General features: G+C 70.7%; 20 protein-coding genes and 2 pseudogenes. 10 read left to right on the top strand and 12 right to left on the bottom strand.

The window, feature by feature from the left end:
• Window positions 1–189: 189 nt before the first annotated feature.
• Together AB0I68_RS36965 and AB0I68_RS36960 are read left to right on the top strand one after the other, a co-directional pair.
• Window positions 190–717: a GNAT family N-acetyltransferase gene (locus AB0I68_RS36965; protein ID WP_363181800.1), complete on the top strand. Its 528-nt coding sequence runs from the start codon at window positions 190–192 to the stop codon at window positions 715–717.
• Between the two features lie 278 nt (window positions 718–995).
• The gene (locus AB0I68_RS36960) at window positions 996–1,856 is read left to right on the top strand and encodes a class I SAM-dependent methyltransferase (RefSeq protein WP_363181799.1); all 861 of its coding nucleotides are present in this window, start codon (window positions 996–998) and stop codon (window positions 1,854–1,856) included.
• A gap of 223 nt (window positions 1,857–2,079) precedes the next feature.
• Here the strand turns inward: AB0I68_RS36960 and AB0I68_RS36955 are convergent, their stop codons facing one another.
• Window positions 2,080–2,451 (bottom strand): hypothetical protein, encoded by a 372-nt coding sequence (locus AB0I68_RS36955; protein ID WP_363181797.1) that lies wholly within the window; start codon window positions 2,449–2,451, stop codon window positions 2,080–2,082.
• A 190-nt stretch (window positions 2,452–2,641) separates the two neighbouring features.
• Between AB0I68_RS36955 and AB0I68_RS36950 the strand changes: the two genes are divergently transcribed.
• Window positions 2,642–3,634, top strand: coding sequence for a winged helix-turn-helix domain-containing protein (locus AB0I68_RS36950; RefSeq protein WP_363181796.1), 993 nt, complete (start codon window positions 2,642–2,644; stop codon window positions 3,632–3,634).
• 877 nt (window positions 3,635–4,511) lie between these two features.
• Here AB0I68_RS36950 and AB0I68_RS36945 read toward each other — a convergent pair.
• The 8 genes and pseudogenes from AB0I68_RS36945 to AB0I68_RS36910 all read right to left on the bottom strand — a co-directional run.
• Window positions 4,512–4,985: pseudogene (locus tag AB0I68_RS36945) on the bottom strand (transposase); the annotation flags it as partial.
• 78 nt (window positions 4,986–5,063) lie between these two features.
• Window positions 5,064–6,758, bottom strand: coding sequence for a DUF885 domain-containing protein (locus tag AB0I68_RS36940; RefSeq protein WP_363181795.1), 1,695 nt, complete (start codon window positions 6,756–6,758; stop codon window positions 5,064–5,066).
• 218 nt (window positions 6,759–6,976) lie between these two features.
• A complete protein-coding gene (locus tag AB0I68_RS36935) occupies window positions 6,977–7,582 on the bottom strand; it encodes a response regulator transcription factor (protein WP_363181794.1) in 606 nt (201 codons plus the stop codon).
• A 431-nt stretch (window positions 7,583–8,013) separates the two neighbouring features.
• Complete coding sequence (locus AB0I68_RS36930; protein ID WP_363181793.1) at window positions 8,014–8,520, bottom strand: GNAT family N-acetyltransferase; 507 nt, start codon at window positions 8,518–8,520, stop codon at window positions 8,014–8,016.
• Window positions 8,513–9,775, bottom strand: coding sequence for an MFS transporter (locus AB0I68_RS36925; protein WP_363181792.1), 1,263 nt, complete (start codon window positions 9,773–9,775; stop codon window positions 8,513–8,515). Before AB0I68_RS36925 ends, AB0I68_RS36930 begins: the two co-directional genes overlap by 8 nt.
• A gap of 9 nt (window positions 9,776–9,784) precedes the next feature.
• Entirely contained in the window at window positions 9,785–11,923 is a 2,139-nt protein-coding gene (locus tag AB0I68_RS36920; protein WP_363181791.1) for a YcaO-like family protein, read from the bottom strand.
• Window positions 11,924–12,045: 122 nt separating this feature from the next.
• A complete protein-coding gene (locus AB0I68_RS36915) occupies window positions 12,046–12,399 on the bottom strand; it encodes a hypothetical protein (RefSeq protein WP_363181790.1) in 354 nt (117 codons plus the stop codon).
• A 67-nt stretch (window positions 12,400–12,466) separates the two neighbouring features.
• Complete coding sequence (locus AB0I68_RS36910) at window positions 12,467–13,588, bottom strand: nucleotide disphospho-sugar-binding domain-containing protein (RefSeq protein WP_363181789.1); 1,122 nt, start codon at window positions 13,586–13,588, stop codon at window positions 12,467–12,469.
• Window positions 13,589–13,677: 89 nt separating this feature from the next.
• Here AB0I68_RS36910 and AB0I68_RS36905 point away from each other — a divergent pair, with 89 nt between their 5' ends.
• The 4 genes from AB0I68_RS36905 to AB0I68_RS36890 all read left to right on the top strand — a co-directional run bounded on the left by AB0I68_RS36905 (window position 13,678) and on the right by AB0I68_RS36890 (window position 19,790).
• Entirely contained in the window at window positions 13,678–14,199 is a 522-nt protein-coding gene (locus tag AB0I68_RS36905) for a cytochrome P450 (protein ID WP_363181787.1), read from the top strand.
• A gap of 376 nt (window positions 14,200–14,575) precedes the next feature.
• Complete coding sequence (locus tag AB0I68_RS36900) at window positions 14,576–16,576, top strand: ATP-binding protein (protein ID WP_363181786.1); 2,001 nt, start codon at window positions 14,576–14,578, stop codon at window positions 16,574–16,576.
• 116 nt (window positions 16,577–16,692) lie between these two features.
• Window positions 16,693–18,207 (top strand): MFS transporter, encoded by a 1,515-nt coding sequence (locus AB0I68_RS36895; RefSeq protein ID WP_363181785.1) that lies wholly within the window; start codon window positions 16,693–16,695, stop codon window positions 18,205–18,207.
• A gap of 218 nt (window positions 18,208–18,425) precedes the next feature.
• On the top strand, window positions 18,426–19,790 hold the full coding sequence (locus tag AB0I68_RS36890) for a carotenoid oxygenase family protein (RefSeq protein WP_363181784.1): 1,365 nt from the start codon (window positions 18,426–18,428) through the stop codon (window positions 19,788–19,790).
• Window positions 19,791–19,863: 73 nt separating this feature from the next.
• On the opposite strand, the gene AB0I68_RS36885 is transcribed toward AB0I68_RS36890, so the two are convergent.
• Together AB0I68_RS36885 and AB0I68_RS36880 are read right to left on the bottom strand one after the other, a co-directional pair.
• Window positions 19,864–22,110 carry an MMPL family transporter gene (locus AB0I68_RS36885; protein ID WP_363181783.1) on the bottom strand — a complete coding sequence of 749 codons (2,247 nt, stop codon included), beginning with the start codon at window positions 22,108–22,110 and terminating at the stop codon, window positions 19,864–19,866.
• Between the two features lie 750 nt (window positions 22,111–22,860).
• Window positions 22,861–23,595 carry a helix-turn-helix domain-containing protein gene (locus tag AB0I68_RS36880; protein ID WP_363181782.1) on the bottom strand — a complete coding sequence of 245 codons (735 nt, stop codon included), beginning with the start codon at window positions 23,593–23,595 and terminating at the stop codon, window positions 22,861–22,863.
• A 223-nt stretch (window positions 23,596–23,818) separates the two neighbouring features.
• On the opposite strand from AB0I68_RS36880, the gene AB0I68_RS36875 reads away from it, so the two are divergent.
• From AB0I68_RS36875 to AB0I68_RS36865, 3 genes are read left to right on the top strand one after another with little or no spacing between them, the layout of a single operon-like run.
• On the top strand, window positions 23,819–24,490 hold the full coding sequence (locus tag AB0I68_RS36875; protein WP_363181781.1) for a DUF4097 family beta strand repeat-containing protein: 672 nt from the start codon (window positions 23,819–23,821) through the stop codon (window positions 24,488–24,490).
• A gap of 13 nt (window positions 24,491–24,503) precedes the next feature.
• Window positions 24,504–25,472 carry an ATP-binding cassette domain-containing protein gene (locus AB0I68_RS36870; RefSeq protein WP_363181780.1) on the top strand — a complete coding sequence of 323 codons (969 nt, stop codon included), beginning with the start codon at window positions 24,504–24,506 and terminating at the stop codon, window positions 25,470–25,472.
• A complete protein-coding gene (locus AB0I68_RS36865) occupies window positions 25,469–26,257 on the top strand; it encodes an ABC transporter permease (RefSeq protein ID WP_363181779.1) in 789 nt (262 codons plus the stop codon). Before AB0I68_RS36870 ends, AB0I68_RS36865 begins: the two co-directional genes overlap by 4 nt.
• Before the next feature lie 168 nt (window positions 26,258–26,425).
• On the opposite strand, the pseudogene AB0I68_RS36860 reads toward AB0I68_RS36865, so the two are convergent.
• Window positions 26,426–26,566 (bottom strand): annotated as a pseudogene (locus tag AB0I68_RS36860) (2-oxoacid:ferredoxin oxidoreductase subunit beta); the annotation flags it as partial.

Raw genomic sequence — 26,566 nt, 5'->3', positions numbered from 1 at the left:
CAAGCACCGGGCCAGGCACCACAACGTCGGCAAGACAGTCAAACGTGCCGAGTCGATCAAGGAACACCAAGCCCAGCAACGTTAAACGTCAAGCTGAGAGAGCGGGGAGGTCCGACTGCCCGGGAATCTCGGCGCCGGCCACGGTTCCATCGATCGACTCTCTGATCTCGATCCCGCTAGTTTGGCGGCATGCTTGAACTGCGTACCGACCGCCTGCTGCTCCGCCGGTGGCGGGAATCGGACCTCGAACCGTGGGCGGCGATGAACGCCGATCCCGAGGTCCGGGAGTACCTGGGGGACTTGCTGACGCCGAAGCAGAGCGATGCCTCGGTGGCGCTCATGCAGGCCGAGTTCGACGAGCGGGGTTACGGGTGGTGGGCGGTGGAGACGCTGGAGTCCGGCGCGTTCATCGGCCGCGTCGGCTTGGACGAGGTGGATGGGAGCCTGCCGTTCACGGGGGTGGATGTCGGCTGGCGGCTGGCCCGCTCGGCGTGGGGACACGGGTACGCCACCGAGGCCGCCCAGGCGGGCTTGGCCTTCGGTTTCGAGGCCCTCGGGCTGCCCGAAATCGTTGCGTCGACGACCGTCACCAACATTCGTTCCCAGGCGGTGATGCGCCGACTCGGCATGACCCGTGATCCTTCTGACGACTTCGACGACCCGAGCGTGCCCGAAGGGCCATTGCGCCGGTGTGTGCTGTACCGGATCCGCCCGTGATCGGTTGGTGCTCGGGCGTCATCCACGTTCGCCGTGCTGGTCGGAGTGGAGCCGTTGCCACGCGCTACGACAAGCGGGCGCCCGGCGGCGCGGGCTGACCGAACCGTACCGAGGCGTTCCACGGCTTCGCTGCGCATCTGGTGACCGGCGGACGGCTGATCGGCCACAACGAACCGGACTACACCCCGCCCAAGGACGTCGTCGCCAGGCTGGACCTGTCCCCGGAGCGCTGTTTCCCACCGCGCCGGTGTGACGCCCCGGCGGCCTAGGCTGAACGCATGACTGATGCGGCGGGACGGGTCGAGCCGTCCGGGGTGTGGGCCACAGCCGTGGGCGTGGCCCGGGTGAGGGCGATGGAGACGGCACGCGAGCAGCCGCTGTTCCGCGACCCGCTGGCGCTGGCCTTCGCCACGGCCGGCGGGAGAGGCCCCGGGGCGCCGCCGCCCCCGCGCGCGGACGAGGCGGCGCGGCGCCGCTGGCTCGGTGTGGCCTTCTCGATCGTCATCCGGACGAAGTTCCTGGACGACCTGCTGGACCGGGCGGTCGCGTCCGGCGTCCGGCAGGTCGTGCTGCTCGGAGCCGGGATGGACAGCAGGGCCTTCCGGATGGACTGGCCTGCGGGGACCCGGCTGTTCGAGGTCGACACGGCCGAACCGCTGGGCTTCAAGGCCTCGGTGCTGCGTCAGGAGCGGGCCGTTGCGCGCTGCGAGCGGATCACCGTCCCGGTCGACCTGCGCGAGGACTGGCCCGGCGCCCTGGCCGCGGCCGGGCACGATCCGGCGCAGCCGACGGTGTGGATCGCCGAGGGACTGCTGATCTATCTGCCCGAGGACGCGGTGCAGTCGCTGCTCGAACGGGTAGGCGCGCTGTCCGCTGCAGGCAGCAGGATGGGCCTGACACTGGGCGCGCGCGGTGTGGTCGAACGCTTCCGCGGGGACGCCGCTCCGGGATCGCCAGCGTCGATGTGGGTCTCGGAGATGCCGGAGGACCCGGTCGGCTGGCTGGACGGCCTCGGCTGGGAGGCGGAGACCTTCACCCTGCGTGAGCGCGCCGAGGCCTACGGCCGTCCGGTGCTCACCCCGTCGCAGCAGGACGAGGGCACCGGCGGACTGGTCTCGGCGGTGCGCGCGGCGCACTGAGCACGACGAAGGCCGGCCCCCGCGCTTGTCGAGGGCCGGCCTTCGACACCGGGTACCAGCGCCGGACCCACCGTCCCGGCGAGGCCCGACGGCTCGCTGACGCCATCGCTCGACTATCCGAGGTCCCGCGCCGACTCGATCCCGGGTCGGGTCGCCATCACCGTGGAGAAGACCGGGCTGTCACCCCACCGCGCCGGGGAGGCATGCCGCTGCGGGCACTCGATCAGCCGGCGTTGCTGGTGTCCGGGGAGAACGGGCCCACGCAGACGGTGCCGAGCGTCGCTTCCTTGACGCACACCGTGACGTTCACCCTGCCGTCGAAGCCGGCCCCAGCGGTCTGACCGGGGTAGAAGAGGCCGGTCTGCGCGTTGCCGCTGGAGGGGATGATCGTCCACCGGTAGTCGGTGTAGTGGCTGGAGGACAGAGTGACCGAGGCGTAGGTGTCGCCCACATACCGGTACCAGGTGGCGGTGGCGCAGACGGAGAAGTTGCCGTTGCTGTTGCAGTGCTGCGTCGCCGCGTGCGCGGAGGTGGTGACGCCCAGCGTGGCCGCGACGACGGCAGCAGAGGTCAGTGCTGCCTTCACGAGCTTCATGTGACTCCCTCGTAGGTAGTGGGACATGGAATGCCGGTGCGGGGCGCCCGTTCATCAACCGGTGGATCCAGGCTGAACTCGGGCCGGCCCGCCCGTGGCGTCAGGCACGGGATCCAGGGAACTCCGATGACACGTCCGCCGTCGAATGATTCGATTTCTTTCGAAGACAATCTCGATGCGGGGGCGGCTCGTGATCCGGATCAACCTCGGCAAGCAGGGGCTGGGCAGGGTCAGGTTCGCCATGACCCCGCTCGACATCGCCAAAGACCTGCTGTTCTCCCTTGCGCGCTCGCCCCATCAACTCGGCCCCGTGTGGCAGGCCGCGGCCATGCAGGCCCTGTCAGCGCGGCGGTTAGGGTTGCTCGCCGTCGTCGCGGGCGGGGGCCCACGCGGTTACGCTCCCGACTTCCTTCGGCCGGAACCGTCCAGCTTCCAGATGCCCCTGGACGACGCCCTGCATCACGTCGCCACCACGCCCCAGGAGCGGATCCGCTACGAGCTCACCGCAGCCATCGGCGGCCACTCATGGGGGCAGACCGCAGCCGACAGGCCGCCCCGGCTGCTCCTCGATGCCATGGAACGGGGCGAGGAATACGTGGCACAGCGCGTTGCGGTGGAGCTGGAGCAGTTCTGGCATACCGCCCTCGCGCCTCACTGGCCCGGCATACGGGCACGATTGGAAGGTGACGTCGCCGCCCGCGCCACCGTGATCGCCCAGCAAGGCATCGCAGAAGCCGTCAACCAACTAGCACCCGATCTGGAGTGGGACGACGGGGCTCTGGAAGTCCGCCTGGCGACCCCCGGTCTGCCCGCGCTGAATCTCGACGCCGATGCCGCGATCCTCGTACCGAGCGTCTTCGCGGGACGGGCGACCTTCTGCGGTGCCGAGCCCCCGGGCGCGCCGGCCCCCCGCCTGCCGTTGATCGTTTACCCAGTCGGGCCAAACGACTGTCTCCCAACCGCGCGCGGCGAGGAACTGATCGGTCCAACGCGCACGAGGCTACTGGCCGAACTTGCCCAACCCCGCACGACCGGAGAGCTCGCCCAGCGCGTTCGCCTCAGTCCTGCGACCGTCTCCTACCATCTACAGATCCTCCACCGGACCGGACTCGTACAACGCACCCGTCGATCCCGCACCGTCCTCTACCAGAGAGTCATGACATCGCCTGGCTACGCCCCCTGACCGCGCCCCGATCGGGGCCGGTCCTGGTGCGGTAGACGGGAAGATGGATCACTCCGCGGCATCCAACTGCCGGGGATACGTCCGTGTACCCACTCGCGCTCGTACGGCGCTGCCCGAGCAGTCGCGCGCGGCGGGAGCTTCTTCCTCGGCTCCGGCCAGACCGAGCGTGCGATTTCCCGCAGCTTCATGCCGTCGCGGTGGTCGCGCCCGATCGCGGCGTACAGCTCGACCTTCGGCATCTGCGGCATGACCAGTGCCTTTCACCATGAGCACTCCCGATGCTGACCTGGCACGTACCCGGTGACGTCGAAACTCGGTTCTGGCACAGATCTTGGGGGATCAGGCGGTGGTGGCATCCCGTGCATGGACCCGTGCTGGGTCAAGATGGAGTTCGTAAGCGGTGTTGCACTCGCTGATCTCGGTTCCCACCGCAGCGCCGCATGGGCACAGTCGATTCAGTCCGCCCCGGCCATGCAACCCGCAGCAGCCTGGGTGGTCCCCTTCAAGGTCGGGCAACAGGCCTGGGGCGTCGTCGGGATGGAGAACGATCGTGTCTCGGGGGCCTGCGGAAGTGAGGAACCCGTCTCCGTCGGGATCGCCAACAGCCGGCCCCCCGGGAAACACTGCGACGCATTCGTCCGTGGGCAGAAATGGGGCGCCCCATGGCTCGGGCTCCAGGGCGTAAAACCCCTCATTCATGGTGGCCGGGGCCCGGCGATACCCGTCGGGTCCGATCCGCCCGTCGAACTCGGGCCTGACCAGTGTCTCGGAGACCTGCACAGCCCTGGTCAGAGGTTGGGCACAGGCGGCGCACACAAAATTGATCACACGACGTTCTAGCCCGCCGAACCCGCATCAGCAAGGGAGTATTGCGGGGCTACTGGAGCATGATCATCTTCCGGAGCAGGTGGAAGCCAGCCCGGCCGTAGAGCTGTCTCTTGATCTTCTTGATGCGGTTGACGGCGCCCTCGATGCTGCCGGAGCTCCAGTCCAGGGTGAGCCCGGCTGTCACGGCGTCGAGGTCCCGGAGCAGGTGGAGTGCGAAGCCGGTGAGACCGGGCAGTTGGCTGGCGTCGACTGCGTCGATCCAGGCAGGGAGCGTGCTGCCGATGCGGCCGCTGAGTATCTCGCCGAAGTCGCGGACGTGTCCGGCAGCCGTTTCCAGTTCGGGGCAGCGGGTCAGAACGTCTTTCAGGCTGGCGCGGTCCTCCTCGGTCAGGGCGGTGGGATGACGGGTGAGCCAGCCGGTCACCTGCCGCACCGTCGGCGGCCGCGGCAGCCCGGCGGACGGAGCCCCGCGCAGGGTGGCGACATGGGCTCGGGCCATGGCGTAGGTGACGGGAGCGTGCTCGGCAACCAGCAGCGAAGATCGCGTCATGGACGACGTCCTGGACCAGGGCGAGCAGGTCGCTCTGAGCTGCCCCATGGCTCAAAGCGCTGAAAGCTCGCTCAGTAGGTCGTCCAGGCCCAGCGAGCCCTGTGACAGGGCGGCCATGTGCCAGGCCTTGAGGTCGAAGTCCGCGCCGTGCCGGGCCCGGGCCGCCTCGCGGCCCGTGAGCCAGACCCGCTCGCCGAGCTTGTAGCCGACGGCCTGGCCCGCCATGCCCAGATAGCGGATGACCTCGCTCTCGACGTAGTCGGCCGGGCGGCTGGTGTGGCGGGCGAGGAACTCCTGAGCCAGCCCCGGCGTCCAGCGCTCTCCCGGGTGGAAGGGGGAGTCCTTCGGGATCTCCAGCTCCAGGTGCATCCCGATGTCGATGACGACGCGGATGGCCCGCATCATCTGCGCGTCCAGATAGCCCAGCCGCCGCTCGGCGTTGGTGAGGAAGCCCAGCTCGTCCATCAGACGCTCGGCGTACAGCGCCCAGCCCTCGGCGTTGGCGTTCACGAGGCCCACGGTGGTCTGGTAGCGGGAGAGGTCGTCGGCGACGTGCGCCCACTGGGCCAGCTGGAGATGATGGCCGGGTACGCCCTCGTGGTACCAGGTGGTGACCAGGTCGTAGACCGGGAAGCGGGTCTCTCCCATCGTCGGCAGCCAGGTGCGTCCGGGCCGGGAGAAGTCCAGCGACGGCTCGGTGTAGTAGGGGGCGGCTGCACTGCCTCGCGGGGCGATGCGCGACTCGACCCGGCGTACCCGCTCGGCCAGTTCGAAGTGGGTGCCGTCCAGCGTGTCGATGGTTTCGTCCATCAGTGACTGAAGCCACTGCCGGGTCTCCTCGACCCCCTCGACGGCCTCGCCGTGCCGGTCGCACCAAGCCAGCGCATCCCAGGGGGTACCGGCGCCCGGCAAGACCCTTTCGGCCTCGGTGCGCATCTCGGCGAGCAGCCGGTGGAACTCGGCCCAGCCGTACGCATAGGCCTCGTCCAGGTCGAGATCGGCGCCGTTGTGGTGACGGGCGAGACGGACGTAGCGCTCCCGGCCGACGACGTCGGGTGCGCCCTCGACGGCCGGGGCATAGGTGCCACGGAGCCAGTCGCGCAGTTCCGCCAGGCCGCCGGTGGCCACTGTGGCGGCCGTGGTGAGCTCGCCCCGCAGCCGCTCGGGACCGGAGTCGGTGAACTCCGCGAACCAGCTCCGGTCCGTACCGATCCACTCGGTCAACTGGCCGACGACGGCTGAGACCTGCCGCGGCCCTGCGGGCAGCCCGCGTGCGAGGCCGGCGTTCAGAGAGGCACGGTAGCCCGCCAGGGCGTCCGGCACGGCGCGCAGCCGTTGCGCGATCGCCGCCCAGTCCTCGTCCGTGTCCGCGGGGGTGAGCGTGAGGACATCGCGGACCTGGTGGAGAGGTGAGTCGAGGTTGCTGACCGTACGCAGGCCCTCGCCTGCCTCGTGCACCGCGAGTTCGGCGGTGAGCCGCTCACGCAGCAGCCGGGCGCAGCGACGCTCGGCTATGTCGTCCGCACCGGGAGCGGCCTCTGCCGCAGTGAGCTGCCGCAGGGTCGTACGGGCCAGCTGGGCGACCGCTTCCCGGCCCTCCGGCGAGAAGTCGGGGAGCCGGCCGGAACTCTTGGCGACGCCGAGGAAGGTGCCGGCGATCGGGTCGAGTTCGACGAGGCCGTCGACATGGGTGTCGGCCACCTGACGGGGCAGCCGGCCGCCCCTGGGAATACTGGAGTTGGGCATGCGAGCCGTCCTTGTGCCGATGCGTCTGCAGTTTCCGTGCCGCCGTGCCGGATATCCGGTCGTTCCTGGTCGAGGACGGCCGGTGGCATACCCGGCGGGCGCGTTACGGACATTAGCAGTCGGTGTTTGCACTGCACCAGATTCACCATGCATGCGTCGCCATGCATTCTGCATGGCGACAGGCTGCACTTGGCCTTCGGAATCCGACCCTCTTCGGATCAGATCCATTCCATATTCCGGGCCAGGCGTAACGCATCAATACGATTGCGTGCACCCATGTTCACCACGATGGATGAAATGTAGTTGCGCACCGTCCCTTCGGACAGCGACAGCCGTACGGCGATCTCCTCCATCGTGGCACCGCTGTCGAGATGCTCGAGCACGGACAACTGCCGGGGTGTCAGCAGGCAGTCCCCCTTGGCCACGGCCGCGACCGCGAGCTCGGCGTCGAAAGCCCGCTCCCCCTGGTGCACCAGGTGGATGGCCTCGAAAAGGCGCTGCGGCGGGACACTGCGCCGCACCATTCCGCCGATTTCCCCGGCGAAGGCCCTGCGCAGGACCGATCGGACACAAGCGGTGGCAACCAACAGCGTGCGGACCTTCGGGAGGATGGCGATCTTCTCGGCGATGTCGACCGTTTCCTCGTCCCTGCCTTCGAAGCTGATGACGACGACATCGGGTCGATTCAGTTCGGCACATTCGAGTGCGGCATATCTGTCGTCCACCGCTCCCACGACTCTGATCTCCGGATGCTGTTCCAGCAGGGCCGTGAGCGCATATCGCGACAGAGCAAGATCATCGTAAACCATCACATCGACACCCATTTGATTCCCCCTGTCAATTGAGACGATGCAGCGACAGCGTGTGGTACGAAACGTTCGTGTGCCGCCGTGCAGGGTGACGGAACTGCGGTGCGCTGGTACCAGCTCGGTGTCCAGCGGCGGGATCGCAGCAAGGGCCTGCCCGGTGACGGCACGGACGGCTACGGAGGGCCCTGCACGGTCAGCAGGTAGTGGGCTCCGCACTTGTGCAGGCGGCAGGCGCCGGGCTTCGCGCCGGTTCCCCGTGAGGCGGGGGTGATCCGGTTGCCGTGGCGGACCGCGGACGGCGTGGGAGGCCGGCCGCGGGACGGGCGCGGCCCGGGAGTCGTGGGCATACCGGACACCCTTGCATGCGACGCTCTTCGGGCGTCGAACACTGCGCTGCCTCTGTCAGGTAGCGCACGCCGCACCGGGACACCGGTGAGCGGCGCCGGTCACCGCAGCGGCGTCAAAGGGAGCGCAAGGAGGTCCACACCGTGCGGTGGCCCCGTGAGTTCGCCGACCTTCGTCCAGCCCCACCGCCGGTACAGCTCGCGCGCCGACGCCCTGCTCGACGCGGCGAGTACGGCGAACGGCTCGGTGCGGTCGGCCAGCAGCAGGTCCAGCAGCTCCCGCCCGTGCCCGCGGCCGCGCGACTCGCTGACGACCGCGAGCTCGTAGACATAGAACAGCGGCCGCCGCAGCCACCGCGGCGCGGGCGTGGCGGCGCGCGGATGCCACCATCCCTCCTCGCGGTGCACGCCGTAGGCGAAACCGCTGAGCACGCCGCCGTCGAGGACGGTGGTCACGGAGAAGCCGGGCAGCGCCGCGTGGCCGGCCAGCTGTCGGGCGAAGCCGTCTGCGGCCGCCGCGTCCTCGTGGTAAGGCGGCTCGTGGTAGACCCGGTGGTAGACGTCGCGGAACTCCTCCGGGCGGCGGATCTCGGCCCCGCGCTCAGCCACGGACGGTTTCCCGCTGGACGTGTGCGGGCAGCACGCGGTGGAGTCGGTGCAGCACCACGACCGCCGCGAGGCAGCAGAGGCAGAGCGCGAGCCACGGCAGGCCCGCTCCCCGTGTCAGCAGCCAGGTGAACACGATCGGCGCCAGCACCCGGGCCAGGCCCCACATCAGCTCCTCCAGCCCCAGGTACCGGCCGCGAAGATGCTCTGCGGCGATCGCCACGGTCAGCGCACTGCTGGTCGGGGCCTGGAGCAGTTCCGCGACCGTGAAGACGACCATGCCCAGGACGAGCCCGCCGAAGGCCAGCCCGACGTGCTCGCCGGGCACCACGGCGAACAGCGCGAAGGACACCATCCACAGGACGGACGCCACCTGCAGCACTCTGGGCCGTCGGTACCGCTCGACCGCCCGGGCCACTGCGGTCTGCGCCAGCATCACCATGACGGTGTTGATCGCGAACAGCATCCCCGGCTGCCACGCCGGCAACCCGCGCGCCTCGATCACGTAGGCGCTCAGCAGCACGGTCAGCGCGAGGTCGCACAGCGCGAACACGCAGACGGTGGCCAGGACGCCGAGAAACGCCCGGTCGGCGAGTACCTCCCGGTACCCGCCGCGCCGCCGCCCCGGAGCGTCCCCGGCCGGGACCGGGCCGCTGCCGGCGGGAGGCAGCACGGCGGTCCGGCGCCAGGTCGCGACCAGCCCGGCCGCGGTGAGGAACGACACGGCGTTCAGCGCGACCACGGCGGTGTAGCCCGAGGTGCCGCCCCAGCCGACGAGCGTGCTGCCCGCCAGTCCGCCGGCGCCGATCCCGACGTTGCGCAGGGACCGGTCCATCGCGTACCAGCGCGCCCGCTGCCCCTCGTCGGCCACCTGCGCCACCAGCGCGGAGACCGCGGGCCGGAACAGGCTGTCGCCCCACAGGGTGACCGTGACCAGCCCGACCAGCTGCCAGGGGGTGTCGGTGAACACGTAGGCGGTGAAGGTCAGTACACGGATCAGATTGCTCGCGACCAGCACGCGCCGCGGCCCGAACCGGTCGATCAGCGGGCCCGCCAGCGGGCCCGCGGGCAGCGAGAGCAGCGCGCCGACGGACAGCATCAGGCCGACCGTGGTCAGTGTGATGCCCTTGGCGGCGTGGAAGTACACGACGGCGAACGGGAGGAAGAGCCCGGTGCCCAGAGCATCGACGACCTGCGCGACGATCAGAGGCTTGCGACCCGTGGTGTTCGGCAGGCCGAGTGTGTCGATGACAGCCATCGGTATCCCTCACGCATGGGGTAGTGGAAAGACGTTGAACTCCTCCTCGGCCAACGGGTGCGACCGCCAGCCGAGCCGGACGCCCGCGCGGCCGATCCTGCCGTCGCCCCACATCGGCATGCCGGCGGGGAAGTTCGACACGAGGCCGGGCACGATCGTTTGGGCGGCGGTGAACCCGGCCGCTTCGGCGTCGCAGGTCGTCAGGTCGACACTGATCACTTCAAAGCCACGGGCCTCGACCCGTTCGCGGTACGCCTCGAGGCTCCGCTGCGCGAGCGCGGGCAGTCCGTCCCAGGGGCGGGTGGGCAGGTCCTGGACCCAGGGTGCGACCCGCTCCCCCGCCCGCGGGTCGAGGTGGACCTGCTGCTGGCACAACAGGTCCCGGACGTCGGTGAAGTCCGGGCGGTAGGAGTCGAGATAGCGCCGGTCGGCGCGGTACGGCTTGAGGTTGCCCAGGTGCGGCAGGTCCGCCAGGCCGTCCGCCAGCGCTTTGTCGTTGTCGAGGTAGTGGCAGGTGTGGTGCAGGGTGAACCCCTCGGCGAGCGCCTTCATCGCCGCTTCCTGCGGGTCGGGCCGGGTGGCGAAGCCGATGGTCAGCCACCGGGTGGCGCGGTCGCGCACGACCGCAGCGAGCACCGGGACGCCGAACTCGTTGTCCAGAGGGATCAGGGTGATGTCGTAGGCGTCCAGGCTGTCCGCGACCTGCTCGCGGATCAGGTCGGGCATCGGCAGCCGGGGAAGGCGGGCGGCGTTGGCCCACCACAGCATGGTGGTGTCGCGCTCGATCACCTCTTCGAGCCCCGAGGTGACGGCGTGCTCCTCGCTCACGCCGCAGGCCACGCCGGCCACCAGCGGATCGGAGTAGGCCACCGGGTCGTGCTCTCCGTGGGCGACCAGGAAGGCGGGCACCCACACCGGCTCGCCGGTCGTCCACGAGCGGCCCTCGACCCAGGCGCACTCCGCGTCCGCGGTCAGCGGCGCGAAGGGGAAGCCCTCGCTGCGGTACTGCCGCTGCGAATACAGGTGCAGCCGGCGCGGGTCGAGCGCGGGCACCCCGGCCCTGCGCAGCCGGGCGTGGCTGCCGTAGCGGAGCCGGTCCTGGGGCAGCCGGCTGGCGCAGTAGCGTTCGACCGCCTCGCCGACGGCGCTGCGGCGGGCGGCGTCGAAATCGGACCAGGACGTGCCGAACGCCTGCCGGTCGTTGGGCCAGTCCGCGACGCGCCGCATGTCGGCGACGTCCACCGCGCACACCCGCAGCCGCGCCGGCATGCCCGGCAAGGGGGCCAGCTCCTGAACGCCGGTCACCACGCCGACCTGGTCGTCGACGAGCAGGTCCGCCTCGGCGTCGCCGCGCACCACGGGCCGCGGCCGCGTCGGAACCGGCAGTACGGTGCGCTCGGTCCGGCCGAGCCGGCGCGGATCGAGCTCGACCTCGCCGACGGTGGCCTCGCCCGTGACCCAGCGCTCCAGGTACGTGCCGAGCTGTGCGGATGTCCAGCGGACGTCGCCGTCGCGGAGCCGGTGGCCGTCCGGCTGCGGCGCAGCCCGCATGGCCTCGACGACCCGCGGGTCGTGTGCCGCGCAGAGCCGGCGGTCCAGCACGTCCGCGAAGTCCGCCGTGGTACCGGGGGTGATGGCAGGACCGAGGATGGCCCGGCCGCGTTCGTGGCGCAGCGGCAGCCAGCGCAGGCCGGACCGGGCACACAGCTCGTCGATACGGCTCAGTTCCCGGTGGGCGGAGTACGAGAAGGCGGCGACGAGCACGGTGTCGCGGACATCGACGACGGACAGGTCCTCGGGGGCCGGCCCGACATGCGCGTAGCCGGTGGTGCCGAGCGCGTGGGCGAGTGGGGCGGTGAGCTCCGGCGCGCCGGTGATGAGGACCGTGGTGCGCGCCACTCGCGCCGCCCGCTCGGGGTCGGGGGTGGCCCCGGCCGGACGCAGGCAGCCGTCGTGCCGCAGGACGTCGACCACCTCGGCGTATTCGGAGGCCATTCCCGCCAGCAGTTCGCTGCGGGACCTGGTTCCGTCGCAGCGCGCCAGCCATGCACGGAACTCGGATGTGGGGGCGGAAATATAGAACTGCCCACCGTTCGGAGTCGCGAGAAAGCACAGGTCCTGCTCGAGGTCGTATATCTCAACGTCCACGATTTCCAAAGCGGTGTCGTCCGCCGACATATCAGCCCCCATAGAAACTGACTCCTGCTGCAAAGTGCCACGGTCCCGGGAGAACCCCGGGACCGTGGTCGAAGGACCTCAGAAGGTCAGCTTCACTTGGCAACCGAACGGTTGTGGACGACCGCACGGTTGTGCACGACGGCACGGTTGTGGACGACGGCGCGGTTGTGCACGACGGCGCAGATGACGTTGGTCTTGACGGTCGAGATCATGGAATTACCTCCCACTTCGCTGCCAGTTACGAGAAATACGTTACGGGCATTCAGTACCGCCACCCAGATGCATTCCTCACGAATCCTCATGGAAAGCTCACGGGTCACCCGGAACTCCCGATCCGGGAATACGGCAGCAGGGATACGGCGTTTGCCGGACTCGTTCGTTCTCGCGTCGAGGAGTTCGAGGTGGTCAGCGATCGGTGCGGCAGGCAGTCCCGACGGTTCGACCACGTTCGGGATGGTGCGCGCGCCGGTGGCGGGGCGACGGGCGCCCCGCCACCGGCGGCTGTGCCGTGCCCTAGGAGACGGCCAGGGCCTCCAGGGCGGGGACCGTTTCGGCCGGGGTCGGCAGGGCGGCGTTCTCCTCCCGGAGGCGGGCGGCGGCCTCGCGCAGCGCCGGGTCGGTGATGAGGCGGGTGAGGAGCGGGGCGTCGACGTCACCGGAGGCGGAGCGCAGGGCGGCGCCGGTCGCGGTGAGGGCGTCGGCGTTGGTGAAGTGGTCGGCGCCCTGGGGAAGCAGGAGCTGGGGCAGCCCGGCCTGCAGGGCGGTGAGCAGGGTGCCGGAACCGCCGTGGTGGATCAGCGCGTCGGAGGCGGTCAGCAGCTCGGCAAGCGGGACCCAGGGCAGCGGGCGGACGTTGTCCGGGAGGGTGCCGAGCGGGGTGAGGTCGGTGTCGCCGACGGCGAGCAGGAACTCGGCGTCCACCGAGGCGGCGGCCTCGATCAGGCGGACGATGGCGCGGACGCCGTCCACCTCCGTGAGCACGGTGCCCAGGGTGACGGCGACGCGCGGGCGGGTGCCGCGGCGGAGCAGCGCGGCGGGGACGGTGCCGCCGCCGTTGTAGGGGAGGTAGCGCATCCGCAGGCCGCCCGGGTCGCCGCCGAGCGAGGCGGGGACGATGTTCAGCGCGGTGGGCTCGGCGGGGCCGGCCACCCCGTACGCCTCGTACGCCTCGGTGAAGTTGGCGGCGAGCCGGCCGACCATGTCGAGGCCGGAGGAGACGCCGAAGTTCTGGAGCACCGACGGGATCTTGAGCTTGGCCGCGACCAGCGGGGCCGAGGCCTGGAAGGAGTCGTAGACCAGCAGGCCGGCGCCCCAGTTGTCGGCGGCCTCCAGCAGGCCGTCCACGGTGGGGCGGGAGACGAGCGCGAAGCCGCGGGCCGCCCTGTCGAGAATCTGGTCTTGGGTCATGTCGGGGGCGACGTAGCGCACCTCCTCGCCGGAGGACTGCTCGAACACGTCCCGGATGGTGCGGCCGTCGCCGATCTCGACGATCGGAAAACCGGCCTCGCGGAGCCGGTCCAGCGGCTGCGAGCTCGCGAACAGCACCTCGTGGCCGGCGGCGCGCAGGGCCTGCGCGGTCGGGATCATCGGGAAGAGGTGGCCGGCCGCGGCCGGTCCGGTGAAGAGTATGCGCACGGTCTCTCCTTGCCAAAGGTCTTCCGGTCGAGGTCGAGTCGTGCAGGCTCGCCCCGGTTCCGTTCGATGAACTGACGGGAGGGCAGGTTGTGTTCCCCGAGGGGGATCGATATTCGGACGTTCCGGTGCGGGCCTGCTGGGCGGAACCAGTGGCGTCGTTCGCTCGTCCTGCAGCCCGGGCGGGTCTGCCTGCCTGCTCCCTCGCTGACGCAAGAGGTGGAGGTGGCGTCCTGCTCATTCCCCGCCAAGCACGGGAGAGCGCCGTGTTCGCCGGCGCCACTGTCCCGGCAGGGGCCACCGTCTTCTGCATGATCGGCGCGGCCAACCGCGACCCCGACGCCTTCACCGCCCCGGACGCCTTCGACATCCACCGCCCGGACCTGGGCACCGCCCGCTCCTTCACGGCAGCGGCCCAGCACCTGTCCTTCGGTAGCGGACTCCACCAGTGCGTCGGCGCGGCTTTCGCGCGCGCCGAGATCGAGACCGTCGCCGCGATGCTCCTGCCCCTGCTCGACCAGGTCCGCTACAGCCCCGGCTTCCGCTACCGGGAGGCCGGCCTGTACACCCGAGGCCCTGTCTCGCTGTCGCTGGACTTCACCCCCGTCCGCTGAGGCGGCGCCGGCCGTGACCGACGGCCGTCTCTCCCCCGGCCTCTGCCAAGCTCTGTCCTCCGCGGCTCCAGGAGCCCGGACCTGCGTATACCCCTACTCTCCTCAGGCGCAGACGAAGATGACACCGACCGACATCACCCGAGCCATCGACGACCTGCTGTTCAACCCGGGGCCCCGGCCTCGCCGAAGCCCTCGACCGGCACTTCACCCCCGACTACCGCCAGCGCGTGGAACCTGCCCCGGCCGGCCCCGCGCCTCTCACCCGCCGGCACGCCCGGCACCTCCGTTAGGATCTCCGACGGAGTAGCGGCCCCGGGGGCGGAAACCGGCCTCCGAAGTGCCGGATGCGACACCGACAAGGGGGACGGGAGCCGCCATGGTGTCCGTGGGGGAAAGACTGAGCAGAGCGCGGGTACGGGCCTTCATCGGCCGGGACGAGGAACTCGGGTACTTCGGGGAGGCTTTGGCCGGCGATCCGCAGGCGCCGTTCGCGTTCTACGCGTACGGGCCGGGCGGCATCGGGAAGTCGACCCTGCTGCGGCGCCTGGCGGACCACGCCCGTGCGGCCGACCGGCCGCTCGTCGAACTCGACGGCCGGTTCGTCAGCCGGGACCCGGCCGATTTCGAGCACGCTGCCCGCCCCTTCCTGGATGTTCCGGGCACGGTCCTGTTCGTGGACTCCTTCGAGCACTGCCAGTGGCTGGAGAGCTGGCTGTGGCACCACTTCCTGCCCCGCGCCGCAGACGACACCCTGGTCGTCCTGGCCGGCCGGCGCGCTCCGCAGCCGCAGTGGACCGCCGACCCCGCCTGGTCCCGGCTCCTGCACGTGAGCGAACTGGAGCCGTTCTCCGAGGAGCAGGCCCGGAGCCTGCTGGTGGCGGCGCAGATCCGGCCCGAACTACGGGACCGGGTGCTCCGCTTCGCCGGAGGCAACCCGTTGGCCCTGTCCCTCGCGGCCGCGGCGGGGTCGACGGTCTGCGGCAGGCAGGAAATCTGGGCTCCCACGGCGGACGTCCTGCGCACCCTGTTGGCGGGGCTGATCGGGGAGGTGCCCACGGCGGCCCACCGCCGCGCCCTGGAGGTGGCGGCACAGGCTCACTCGACGTCCGAGGAGCTGCTCGCCGCGGTACTGCCCGCGGAGGATGCCCATCTGCTCTTCTCCTGGCTGAGGGACCTGCCCTTCATGGAGTCCACGCACCGGGGGCTCCACCCGCACGACGCCGCACGCGAGACGCTGGCCGCCGACCTGCGCTGGCGGGCACCCAACGCCTTCGAGGCGATGCGCCGGCGCCTGGCGGACGAATACCTGCGCATACTGCGCGAGGCGCCCGAGGAGCGGGTGTGGACCGTCACCGACGAGCTCTTCTACCTCTTCCGGGAGGGCGAGACCCTGGCCCGACTGTGCTCCTGGTCCCGCGAGGACGAGGTGCACGACCGTCCTCTGCACCCGGATGACATCGATGCCGTGCTGCGCATGGCCGAGGAGACCGAGGGGGCCGCCTCCGCGGAACTGGTCCGCTACTGGGCGCAGCGCCAGCCGCAGGCCTTCAGCGTCTACCGTCTCGTGAGCACGGGCCGGATCGTGGCGTTCACGGCCCGGCTGGCTCTGCCGGCCCCTCCCGACCCCCAGGACCTGGCCACCGATCCCGTCGTTGCCGCCGCGTGGCAGTACACCGATGCCACCGCGCCGGTGAGCCCCGGCGAGCACATCGGCGTAAGCCGATTCTCGGTCTACCCCGAGCGGTACCAGGTTCCCTCGCGCGTCACCGACCTGAGCAGTTCCCGGGCCCAGGCGGAGGCAGCCCGCGCCCGCGGTCGCGCCTACGGCTTCGCCGTGTACCGGGACGCCGAGACCTGGGCCGAGCGCGTCAAGGGCACCCTCACCGACACCGGGGCGCGCCCGCGAGTCGGTGAGCACACCTACGGGCTGTTCGGCGTCGACTGGCGTCACCTGCCCGTGGAGACATGGCTTCTCCACTTCATATCGGCCACCGACGTGCCGGTCCGGTCCGGACCGTCGCCCGTGTCGCGTACCACGTTCGACCAGGCGGTGCGTGAAGCGTTGGCGCACTGGCGCGACGCGGACGCCTTCGCCGCCTGTGCCCTGATGCGCACCCGTCTCGCGGCTGACTTCGGTGATCCCGTCGGGGAGTTGCGCGCCCTGCTGCGCCAGGCCGTCGACGACCTCGCCCGTGACCCGCGCGGAGTGCGCGCCCGCGAGGCCCTGACGGCGGGCTACTTCTCCGGTGCGCCCACCCAGGAAGCCGCCGCCCGGCGCCTCGGCCTTCCGTACGGCACCTACCGTCGCCACCTGCGTCAGGGCCTGGACCTGCTCTGCGAAGCCCTGTGGCAGCAGGAGCTGCACGGCACCCGGTAGCGGCGGCGGACGCACGCCTTCGACAGAACCGGGTGGACGGGCGCGGACAGGAATGGACAGTGCCCGTCCCTGTCGGGCCTCGATAGTGGACACCGTCCGCGTCGAGTCTGTGCGCCATGAACGTTGCACTCACGCAGACGGACCGGACGACACGCCGGGCCCCCGGGCCGGGAGCCGTGCTCGCTGCGCTCGCCGCGGCCCAGTTCACCGTCATGCTCGCCACCTCGATCGTCAATGTGGCGCTCCCGCAGATCCGTGCCGGGACCGGCCTCTCGGACAGCGGAACCACCTGGGTGGTCAACGCCTACGGTCTGGCGTTCGGGGCGCTGCTCCTGGCGGGCGGACGGGTTGCCGACCTCTTCGGCCGCCGCCGGGTGCTGATCGCCGGGCTCGCCCTGTTCGCGCTGGCTTCGTCGGCAGCGGGGCTGGCCACCTCCTCCGGCGTACTGATCGCGGCCCGGACCGTTCAGGGCCTCGGCGCCGCCGCCATCGCCCCGGCCGCGCTCGCCCTGGCGGTGGACCGGTTCCCGTCCGGCCCCGGGCGCGGCAGGGCACTGGGCGTGTGGGGAGCGGTCTCCGGCGCGGGAGCGGCGGGTGGCGTCCTGCTGGGCGGTGCGCTCACCCAGGCATGGGGCTGGCCCTGGATCTTCCACTCGGTCGCGCTCGGAGCGGCGCTGGTCCTGGCCGCCGTGGCGGCGCTCGTGCCACGGGATGCCGGACGGAAGGCCGGGCGGTTCGACCTGCTGGGCACCGCCACCGTCACCCTCGCCCTGACCTGCCTGGTCTGGGGCCTGACCACCGCGCGCGGCAGCGGCTGGACCGACGCCCGGGTGCTGGGCGCCCTCGGCGCCGCCGCCGTGCTGCTCGCGGCCTTCTGCGTGATCGAGCGCCGCCGGCCGAACGCGCTGATGCCGCTGCGGCTGCTCACCACCGGCCGTGTGGCCGCAGGCAACCTGCTGATGGCCCTGCTGGGGTCCGTATGGATCGCCTTGTTCTTCTTCCTGCCGCTCTACCAGCAGCAGGTCCTCGGATCGGGCCCCCTGGCCACCGGTGCGGGACAACTCCCCCTCGCAGTGGCCCATATGCTCGGCGCCGGCCTCGCCCCGCGCATCTCCCGGCGCATCGGTGCCACCGCGACCCTAACCGCGGCCCTGCTGACCGAAGCCGCCGGACTGCTGTGGCTGTCACGGATCAGCGCCGGCGGAAGCTACCTCACCGACGTCCTGGGCCCGAGCATCCTGGTCGGCCTGGGCCTCAGCGTCGCCTTCGTCCAGCTCACCACGCTCGCTGTGGACGGCGTCCCCCGGGAGGACGCGGGTCTTGCCGGCGGGCTGGTGAACACCACCCGGCAGGTCGGCGGGGCGATCGGCCTCGCCGCCCTGGCCACCCTGGCCGGCTCCGTCACCGCCCACGCATCGACCCGTCAGCCCCCTCTGGAAGCCCTCACCGCCGGCTACCGGGCCGCCTTCACGGTCTCCGCGGCGGTCCTGGCCGCCACGGCCCTCCTCGCGCTGTTCCTCACCCGCCGCACCGGGGCGCGGATTCCCGACACCGCCTCCACCCACCCGGCCTCCGACCCGGCCTCCGATCCGCGGACCTCGCGGCTCTCCCCGATCCGGCTGGACCGATAGAGCAGCCGCACCACCGGCACATCCCACCCAGACAGGACACGGCGGCCACACCACCGTCCGCACCGAGGGGTCCTGGGGCGGGCGCCCCGGTCGAGGCTGCGGCCGGCGACCTCGGCAAGGCCCTCCACGACTCCCTGGAGAACTGGCTTTCCCACCTCAAGGCCCGTGCCGAACACGCTGCCTGACCGAGCATCACATCCACGAAGGAGATTGCCGCCATGACGACCGCGAAGCCGTACCTGACCGGCCACTACACCCCCGTCGCCGAGGAGATCACCGCCACCGGGCTGACCGTCGAGGGCTCCTTGCCCCCCGAGCTGACCGGCCGGCTGCTCCGCAACGGACACAACCCCAAGCCCGGCGTCACCCCCACCCACTGGTTCAAGGGCAGCGGCATGGTCCACGGCATCCGCCTGCGGGAAGGCCGCGCCGAGTGGTACCGCAACCGCTGGGTGCACACCCCCGCTCTCGACGGCGCCCCGTACATGACCGAACACGGGCCCGACCTGACCGCCAGCGCCGCCGGCACCCACGTCATCGAACACGCCGGACGCCTCCTGGCCCTGTGCGAGGCCAACCTCCCCTTCGAGCTCACCCCTGAGCTGGAAACGGTCGGCGCCCACGACTTCGACGGCAAGCTGCGCAGCGCGATGACCGCGCACCCCAAGGAGGACCCGGTGACCGGGGAGCTCCACTTCTTCGGGTCCTCGCCCTTCCCGCGGTTCCTGACGTACTACGTCGCCGACGCCAAGGGCGGGATCGTCCACAGCGCCGAGGTCCCGGGAGCGACCGCCTCGCTCAAGCACGACTTCGCCCTCACCCGCCGCCACGTGGTCTTCGTCGAGGGCAACGTCACCTTCGACCCGGCTGAACACTCCGGCATCCCCTACAGCTGGAGTGACCGGCATCCCGCCCGCATCGGTGTCATGCCGCGCGGAAGCGACGGCGCCCGGGACATGCGATGGTTCTCCATCGAACCGGGCAACATGCTCCACGTCTCCAACGCCTACGAGGACGGCCAGGGCCGCATCGTCGTGGAAGGCCCCACCGTGGACCGCGAGGGCTTCCGGCTCTCCTGGAACTGGTGGGTCGGCGCTCCCGGGCGCGGCAGCGAGCCCGTCTCCCGCTCCTACACCCGCCGCTGGGTGGTCGACATGGCCGCCGGTACCGTCGACGAGCAGATCATCGACGACCTTGCGGTGGAGTTCCCGACCCTCAACGAGGACTATCTGGGCGCCGAGAACCGCTACCAGTACGCCATCTCGTTCCCCGACGAGAAGGGCTTCGGCGGCTACGGCGTCGTCAAGTACGACCGCACCACCGGCGCCCGCCGCATCCACCAGGTCGGCGACGCCCGCATGCCCGGCGAAGCGGTCTTCGTCCCCGCGGCCCGTGCCACGTGCGAGGACGACGGCTATCTGCTGACCGTCGTCTCCGACCTCAAGCAGGACGCCTCGCAGCTGCTGGTCCTCGACGCCTCCGGCCTCAACCGCATCGCCACCGTCCACCTGCCCCATCGGGTGAGCGCCGGACTCCACGGCTCCTGGATCCCCGACAGCGCCCTGGACGGCGCCGCGGGCTGACCGACCCCCGGGAACGGGGCGGGCCCGGTGGTCTGGGACCACCGGGCCGGCATTCTGTTCGGCTGAACGGGAGTCAGCCGACGTACTCGTGCTCGCGGTCCTGGTAAGGGGCGTGCGAAGCGGCGGCGGACAGGTGCTTGTTGAGCTTTTCGCCTTCGACGTCGACGTTGGGGAGCAGCTTGTCGAGCCACTTCGGGAGCCACCAGGCGGACTTGCCGAGGAGGGCGAAAAGGGCGGGGACTATGGCCATGCGGACCACGAAGGCGTCGAAGAGAACGGCGGTGGCGAGGGCGAAGCCGATCATCTTCACGAGGACGTTGTCCTCCAGGATGAAGCCGGAGAAGACGCTCGTCATGATGATCGCCGCGGCGGAGACGACGCGGCCGCCGTACTTGAAGCCGGTGACCACGGACTCGCCGGGGGTGGCTCCGTGGGCGTACGCCTCGCGCATCCGCGAGACCAGGAAGACTTCGTAGTCCATCGCCAGGCCGAAGACCACGCCGATCATGAAGATCGGCATCGTGCTCATGATCGGGCCGGGCTGGTCGACGTGGAAGACGCTCTGCAGCCAGCCCCACTGGAAGATCGCGACGACCGCGCCGAGGGCGGCGCTGACGGAGAGCAGGAAGCCGAGGGCTGCCTTGAGCGGGACCAGGATGGAGCGGAAGACCAGGATCAGGAGGAGGAAGGCGAGGCCGACGACGAGGGCCAGGTAGGGCAGCATTGCGTCGTCGAGGGTCTTGGAGAAGTCGATGAACATGGCCGTCTGGCCGGTCACGAGGATCTCCGTGGCGCCCGTCTTGGCCGCTTCACCGGAGGCGAGGCCGCGCAGTTCGTGGACGAGGTCCTCGGTCTTGGCGTCGGTGGGACCGGTCTTCGGCACGACGTTGATGATGGCGGTGTCGTTGGCCTGGTTGGGGCTGGCCGGGGAGACGGATTCGACGCCGTTCTGCTGGGCGAGGTCGGCGGCGAGCGTGGTGGCGGCGGCCTTGGCGTCCTTGCCGGAGACGGTGATCATCAGGGGGCCGTTGAAGCCGGGGCCGAAGGACTCCGACAGCATGTCGTAGGCCTTGCGCTGGGTGGTCTCCGGGGCCATGGTGCCCTCGCCCGGCAGGCCGAGCTCCAGGCTGGCGGCGGGGACGGCGATGGCGCCGAGGCCGACGACGCCGACCAGGAGGACGGCGACGGGGTGGCGCAGGACGTAACCGGCCCAGCGGGAACCGAGGTTGGGCTTGGTGCGGGCGGCGAGCTTGGCGGCCTTGCGCTCCTCGCGGGCGGAGAGCGGCTTGCCGGTGTACTGCTTGCGGTCGCGGCGGCGCAGCACGCGGATCGGGGCCCAGCCGAGGAGGGCGGGGACGAGGGTGACGGCGAGCAGGACGGCGATGGCGACCGTTCCGGCGGCGGACAGGCCCATCTTCGTCAGCATGGGGATGTTGATGACCGAGAGTCCGGCCAGGGCGATGATCACGGTCAGGCCCGCGAAGACGACGGCGGATCCGGCGGTGCCGACGGCGCGTCCGGCGGCCTCGGTGCGCTCGCGGCCTTCGGCGATCTCGGAGCGGTAGCGCGAGATGATGAAGAGGGCGTAGTCGATGCCGACGGCGAGGCCGATCATCATCGCCAGGGTCGAGGTGGTGGTGGAGAGCCCGAGGGTGGAGCCCAGGGCGGTGATGGCGGAGATGCCGACGCCGACGCCGATGAGCGCGGTGAGCAGGGGCATGCCGGCGGCGATGAGCGAGCCGAAGGTGAGCAGGAGGACGAGCGCGGAGATCAGGATGCCGATCTGCTCGCCGCCGCCCATGGCGGCTTCGATCTTGACGGCATCGCCGCCCGCTTCGACGGTGAGGCCGCTGCCGCGGCCCTTGTCGAGGGCAGCGTCGAGGCCGTCGTGCTCCTCGTCGGCGAGCTTGGGCGCCGCGTCCTTGTAGGTGACGACCGCGTAGGCGGTGGTGTCGTCCTTGCTGAGGGCGTTGGCCTGGTAGGGGTCCGTGGCGCTGATGACGCCGGGCGCCTTCTTGAGGTCGGCGACGAGGGCGTCGACCTTGGCCTTGGCCTCGGGGCCGGAGATCTTCTGGCCCTGGGGTGCACGGATGACGACGCGGGCGCTGGCGCCTTCGGCGCTGGCGGCGGGGAACTTGTCCCGAAGGAGGTCGAACGCCTTCTGGGATTCGGTACCGGGCATGGAGAAGGTGTCTGCCGGCGGGGGGGCTGCGGTGGAGGCGGCGAAGCCGACTCCGACGAAGGCCAGCACCCAGAGGAGGGTCATCAACCCCCGCCGTCGGAAGGCGAAGCAGCCCAGTTTGTAGAGGAACGTAGTCACGGCGAAGGGACTCCCGTCGGGGTCGGCAGGACGAGCAGGTCGCCAGCACTATAACAAACCGCACGGACGGTTTCTTAGCTAAATCCAGCCGTACGATGTGCGTTCGACGAACAGCGCATTTCATGGCGAACGGTGTGCGCAAGCGCGTACAGCGTCCGGAAGAACGTGGGGCCGCCCGACGGGCACGCGGTCGAGCCGGGCTGCCGCGCCGTCGAGCATCCGCTCCAAGCCGTAGGTGAAGGTGTTTGCCGGTCGGCCCCTTGGCCGCACCGCCGTTGCGCGCGGCCGCATAACAGGGGCGGTCAGGCCGTGGATCCCGCCCATCCACTGCGCGTGACGCTCGTGTCCGAGCGCGGGTGCCGGGTCCTGCAGGTGGAACGGAGCCGCCGGACCCCATTGATCCGGCCGTGTCGGCGTCGGTCACCACCCCGGATCCTCACGTCAAAATCCCTGCGGGGCAAGGGGTTTCGTGACGTTCACGCCGTGCCTCCACCGGCGCTCCGGTGGAAGTGGACGGATCCTGGATTTCCGAGGGGCGGCGGGGGCGGGAACCCGCCGGCCCCCGGCAGCAGAAGGTCCCCGCGGTGCGCCGGTCGTACGTGACGGCGACACCGCGGGGTGGGGGCCGCTGGAGGCCGGCAGTGCGGTGAGGTGTCGCGGCCGGCGGCGCGCACGAGTGGCCGCGCCACGGTCCCGCGCCCGGCGCAGGCCTCACCGCAGCGAGGGCTCCATCCGCGGTCCGACCGCGGCTCAGGCAGTGCTGTCCGAGGGCGTTTCGGGCTTCGTGTGGAGGACGTCACGGGCCTGGTCCGCGGCGCGGGTGATGCTCTCGGAGACGAAGTCGAGGAAGCGGGCGATGTTCTCGAGGCGGTTGGCGGCCGGGGTGTCGGAGCCGAGGACGCCGACGCCCTGCCGTGCGGTTTCGGCGAGTTGGGCGGTGCCGCGGGCACTCGCCATCATCGACTGGTACCAGACGTCATTGTCGACGACGTAGCGCTCGCGGCGGCGTTCGTCGCGTTCCCGGCGGATGAGGTCCTGGCTCTCGAGGAACGTGATCGCCTTGGAGATGGACGCCGGGCTGACCTGGAGGCGCTGGACGAGTTCGGACGCGGTGAGGCTGCCCGTGTCGCTGGTGATGAGACAGGCCAGGACCTGGGCCATCATCTTGGGCGTGCCCGATTGCACGAGGACGGTGGTGAACGTCTCCTCGTACTCGCGCACCGCCTCGGCGTCGCGCCCGTGGGCCTGCGGGGACGTCCCCGGGCCCCGGGGCGCGGACGGCCTGCGGCGGCGGGCGCGCTGTTCGGTGGCCCGGTGGGCGAGGTCGGCGCGGTAGGCGGCGGGGCCGCCGTTGCGCATCACCTCGCGGGTGATCGTCGACGTGGGACGGTCGAGGCCTCTGGCGATCTCCGCGTAGGCGAGGCCGTCGGCCAGTCCCAGCGCGATCCGCTGGCGTTCCTGCTGGGTGAGCCTGCCTCCCGGCATCGCGGTCTCCCTTCGTGGTGCATGGTGTCTCCCACTATAGCGTTCACTCTCAATCCATTGCAACGCACAGGGCGGGGTTGTTGCATTAGACGCCAGACCATTGCAACGATTTCAGGGCTTTCACCTGCGATGATGGCAATTGTGCGCAACGATCCTGTTGCCGGATCCATGAATGCAACGTAGCGTTTCCATCATCGAAAACAACGGTTCGAAGGAGAGCACGATGCAGAAGTTCGACACCCCCGCCCCGATCTCGGTCGTCCTCGACGTCCCCGCGGGACACATCCGGTTCATCGCCGCCGACCGGGCCGCCACCACGGTCGAGATCCTCCCCGCGAACGCCTCGAAGAGCCGCGACGTGAAGGCGGCCGAGCAGACCACCGTCGCATACGGCGACGGCGTCCTGCGGATCGAAACCGCACCCGCGAAGAACCGGATCCTCGGCAGCTCCGGGTCCCTCGAGGTGACCGTCCAGCTGCCCGCCGGCTCCCGCGTCGAGGCGAAGACCGCCAGCGCCGAGTTCCGCGGCGTCGGACGGCTCGGCGACGTCACCTTCGAAGGCGCCCAGGGCACGGTCAAGATCGACGAGACCGCGAACGCCCGCCTCACCCTCCTCGCCGGCGACATCTCGGTCGGCCGCCTGGGCGGCCCCGCCGAGATCAGCATCCAGAAGGGCGACATCCGGATCGCCGAGGCCATGCGCGGCACCGTCGAACTGCGCACCGAGGCCGGCGAGATCCAGGTCGGCGCCGCCCGCGGAGTCTCCGCCTCCCTGGACGCCGGCACCGCCTACGGCCGGATCCAGAACGCACTGCGGAACACCGACGGCGCCGCCGCCGGCCTGAACATCCGCGCGACCACCTCCTACGGCGACATCACCGCCCGCAGCCTCTAAAGGAGCACCTCTCATGACCAACCTGGCCATCGCGGCGAACGGGCTGCGCAAGTCCTACGGCGACAAGGTCGTGCTCGACGGCGTCGACGTGAACGTGCCCGAAGGAACGATCTTCTCCCTGCTCGGCCCGAACGGCGCCGGCAAGACCACCGCCGTCAAGATCCTCTCCACCCTCATCTCCGCCGACCCCGGCACCGGTGAGATCCGCGTCGGCGGCCACGACCTCGCCGCCGACCCGCAGGCGGTGCGTGCCGCGATCGGCGTCACCGGACAGTTCTCCGCCGTCGACGGGTTGATCACGGGCGAGGAGAACATGCTCCTCATGGCGGACCTGCACCACCTGTCCAAGAGCGAGGGACGGCGGGTCGCCGCCGAGCTGCTGGAGCGGTTCGACCTGGTCGAGGCGGCGAAGAAGCCCGCCTCCACCTACTCCGGCGGCATGAAGCGCCGCCTCGACATCGCCATGACCCTGGTCGGCAACCCGCGGATCATCTTCCTCGACGAGCCGACCACCGGCCTCGACCCGCGCAGCCGCCACAACATGTGGCAGATCATCCGCGAACTCGTCACGGGCGGCGTCACCGTCTTCCTCACCACCCAGTACCTGGAGGAGGCCGACGAGCTCGCCGACCGCATCGCCGTGCTCAACAACGGCAAGATCGCCGCCCAGGGCACCGCCGAGGAGCTCAAGCGGCTGATCCCCGGCGGACACGTCCGGCTCCGCTTCACCGACCCGACCGGCTACCGGTCCGCAGCCTCGGCCCTGAGCGACGCCTCCCGCGACGACGAGGCCCTCTCCCTGCAGATCCCCAGCGACGGCAGCCAGCGTGACCTGCGCACCATCCTCGACCGACTCGATGCCGTCCGCATCGAAGCCGACGAACTCACCGTCCACACGCCCGACCTGGACGACGTGTTCTTCGCCCTGACCGGCAGCACCGTCCCCGCCCAGAAGAACCAGTCCGAGGAGACCGTCCGATGAGTTCCTTCTCCCTTGCCGTACGCGACTCCTCCACCATGCTGCGCCGCAACCTCCTGCACGCGCGCCGCTACCCGTCGCTCACCCTGAACCTGCTGCTCACCCCGGTCATGCTGCTGCTGCTCTTCGTCTACATCTTCGGCGGCGCGATGAGCGGAGGCCTCGGCGGCGGCGGAGACCGCTCCGCATACATCGCCTACGTCGTCCCGGGCATCCTGCTGATGACCGTCGGCTCCACCGTCATCGGGGCCGCGGTGTCCGTCTCCACCGACATGTCCGAAGGCATCATCGCCCGCTTCCGCACCATGAACATCCACCGCGGGTCCGTCCTCATCGGGCACGTCGTCGGCAGCGTGATGCAGTCGATCGCCAGCGTCGTACTCGTCGGCGCCGTCGCCGTGGCCATCGGCTTCCGGTCCAAGGACGCCGGCGTCCTGGAATGGCTCGCCGCGTTCGGTCTGATCGCGCTCTTCGCCCTGGCGCTCACCTGGATCGCGGTCGGGATGGGCATGGCCAGCCCCAACGCCGAGGCCGCCAGCAACAGCGCCATGCCGCTGATCCTCCTGCCCCTCATCTCCAGCGCGTTCACCCCGATCGACTCGATGCCCGGCTGGTTCCAGCCCATCGCCGAGTACCAGCCGTTCACGCCGGCCATCGAGACCCTCCGCGGACTGCTGCTCGGCACCGAGATCGGCAACAACGGCTGGCTCGCCCTCGGCTGGTCCATCGCCCTCATCGCACTCGGCTACCGCTGGTCGACGGCACAGTTCAAGCGCGACCCGAAGTAGGCGGCATGAGCGCGCGGACTGCCTCGCGCAGCCCGACCCGCCCCGAGGGCGGCGTACCCCGACACTGCGTCGGCGTACGCCGCCCCACTCGTGTCCGCAGCCGCCGGGCCCTGACCGCGGCCATGAGCGCGGCCATGAGCGCGGCCATGAGCGCGGCGAGGGCCGGCGTCAGCCGACGACGGTCCAGGTGTCGCCCCCGGCCAGCATCTCGGCCAGGTCGCCCTTGCCCTTGTTGTCGACGGCGGTGTCGAGCTGGTCGGCCATCAGGGTGTCGTAGACGGGCCGCTCCACGCTGCGGAACACCCCGAT

Origin of the sequence: Streptomyces sp. NPDC050448, from assembly GCF_040655295.1 — a bacterium.
GTDB lineage: Bacteria > Actinomycetota > Actinomycetes > Streptomycetales > Streptomycetaceae > Streptomyces.
This window is presented reverse-complemented; position numbering and strand designations above follow the sequence as displayed.

Coding starts and splice junctions, on each gene's coding strand:
- AB0I68_RS36965 (WP_363181800.1), top strand. CDS start 190: ATGCTTGAACTGCGTACCGACCGCCTGCTGCTCCGCCGGTGGCGGGAA.
- AB0I68_RS36960 (WP_363181799.1), top strand. CDS start 996: ATGACTGATGCGGCGGGACGGGTCGAGCCGTCCGGGGTGTGGGCCACA.
- AB0I68_RS36955 (WP_363181797.1), bottom strand. CDS start 2,451: ATGAAGCTCGTGAAGGCAGCACTGACCTCTGCTGCCGTCGTCGCGGCC.
- AB0I68_RS36940 (WP_363181795.1), bottom strand. CDS start 6,758: ATGCCCAACTCCAGTATTCCCAGGGGCGGCCGGCTGCCCCGTCAGGTG.
- AB0I68_RS36935 (WP_363181794.1), bottom strand. CDS start 7,582: ATGGGTGTCGATGTGATGGTTTACGATGATCTTGCTCTGTCGCGATAT.
- AB0I68_RS36925 (WP_363181792.1), bottom strand. CDS start 9,775: ATGGCTGTCATCGACACACTCGGCCTGCCGAACACCACGGGTCGCAAG.
- AB0I68_RS36900 (WP_363181786.1), top strand. CDS start 14,576: ATGGTGTCCGTGGGGGAAAGACTGAGCAGAGCGCGGGTACGGGCCTTC.
- AB0I68_RS36895 (WP_363181785.1), top strand. CDS start 16,693: ATGAACGTTGCACTCACGCAGACGGACCGGACGACACGCCGGGCCCCC.
- AB0I68_RS36890 (WP_363181784.1), top strand. CDS start 18,426: ATGACGACCGCGAAGCCGTACCTGACCGGCCACTACACCCCCGTCGCC.
- AB0I68_RS36880 (WP_363181782.1), bottom strand. CDS start 23,595: ATGCCGGGAGGCAGGCTCACCCAGCAGGAACGCCAGCGGATCGCGCTG.
- AB0I68_RS36875 (WP_363181781.1), top strand. CDS start 23,819: ATGCAGAAGTTCGACACCCCCGCCCCGATCTCGGTCGTCCTCGACGTC.
- AB0I68_RS36870 (WP_363181780.1), top strand. CDS start 24,504: ATGACCAACCTGGCCATCGCGGCGAACGGGCTGCGCAAGTCCTACGGC.
- AB0I68_RS36865 (WP_363181779.1), top strand. CDS start 25,469: ATGAGTTCCTTCTCCCTTGCCGTACGCGACTCCTCCACCATGCTGCGC.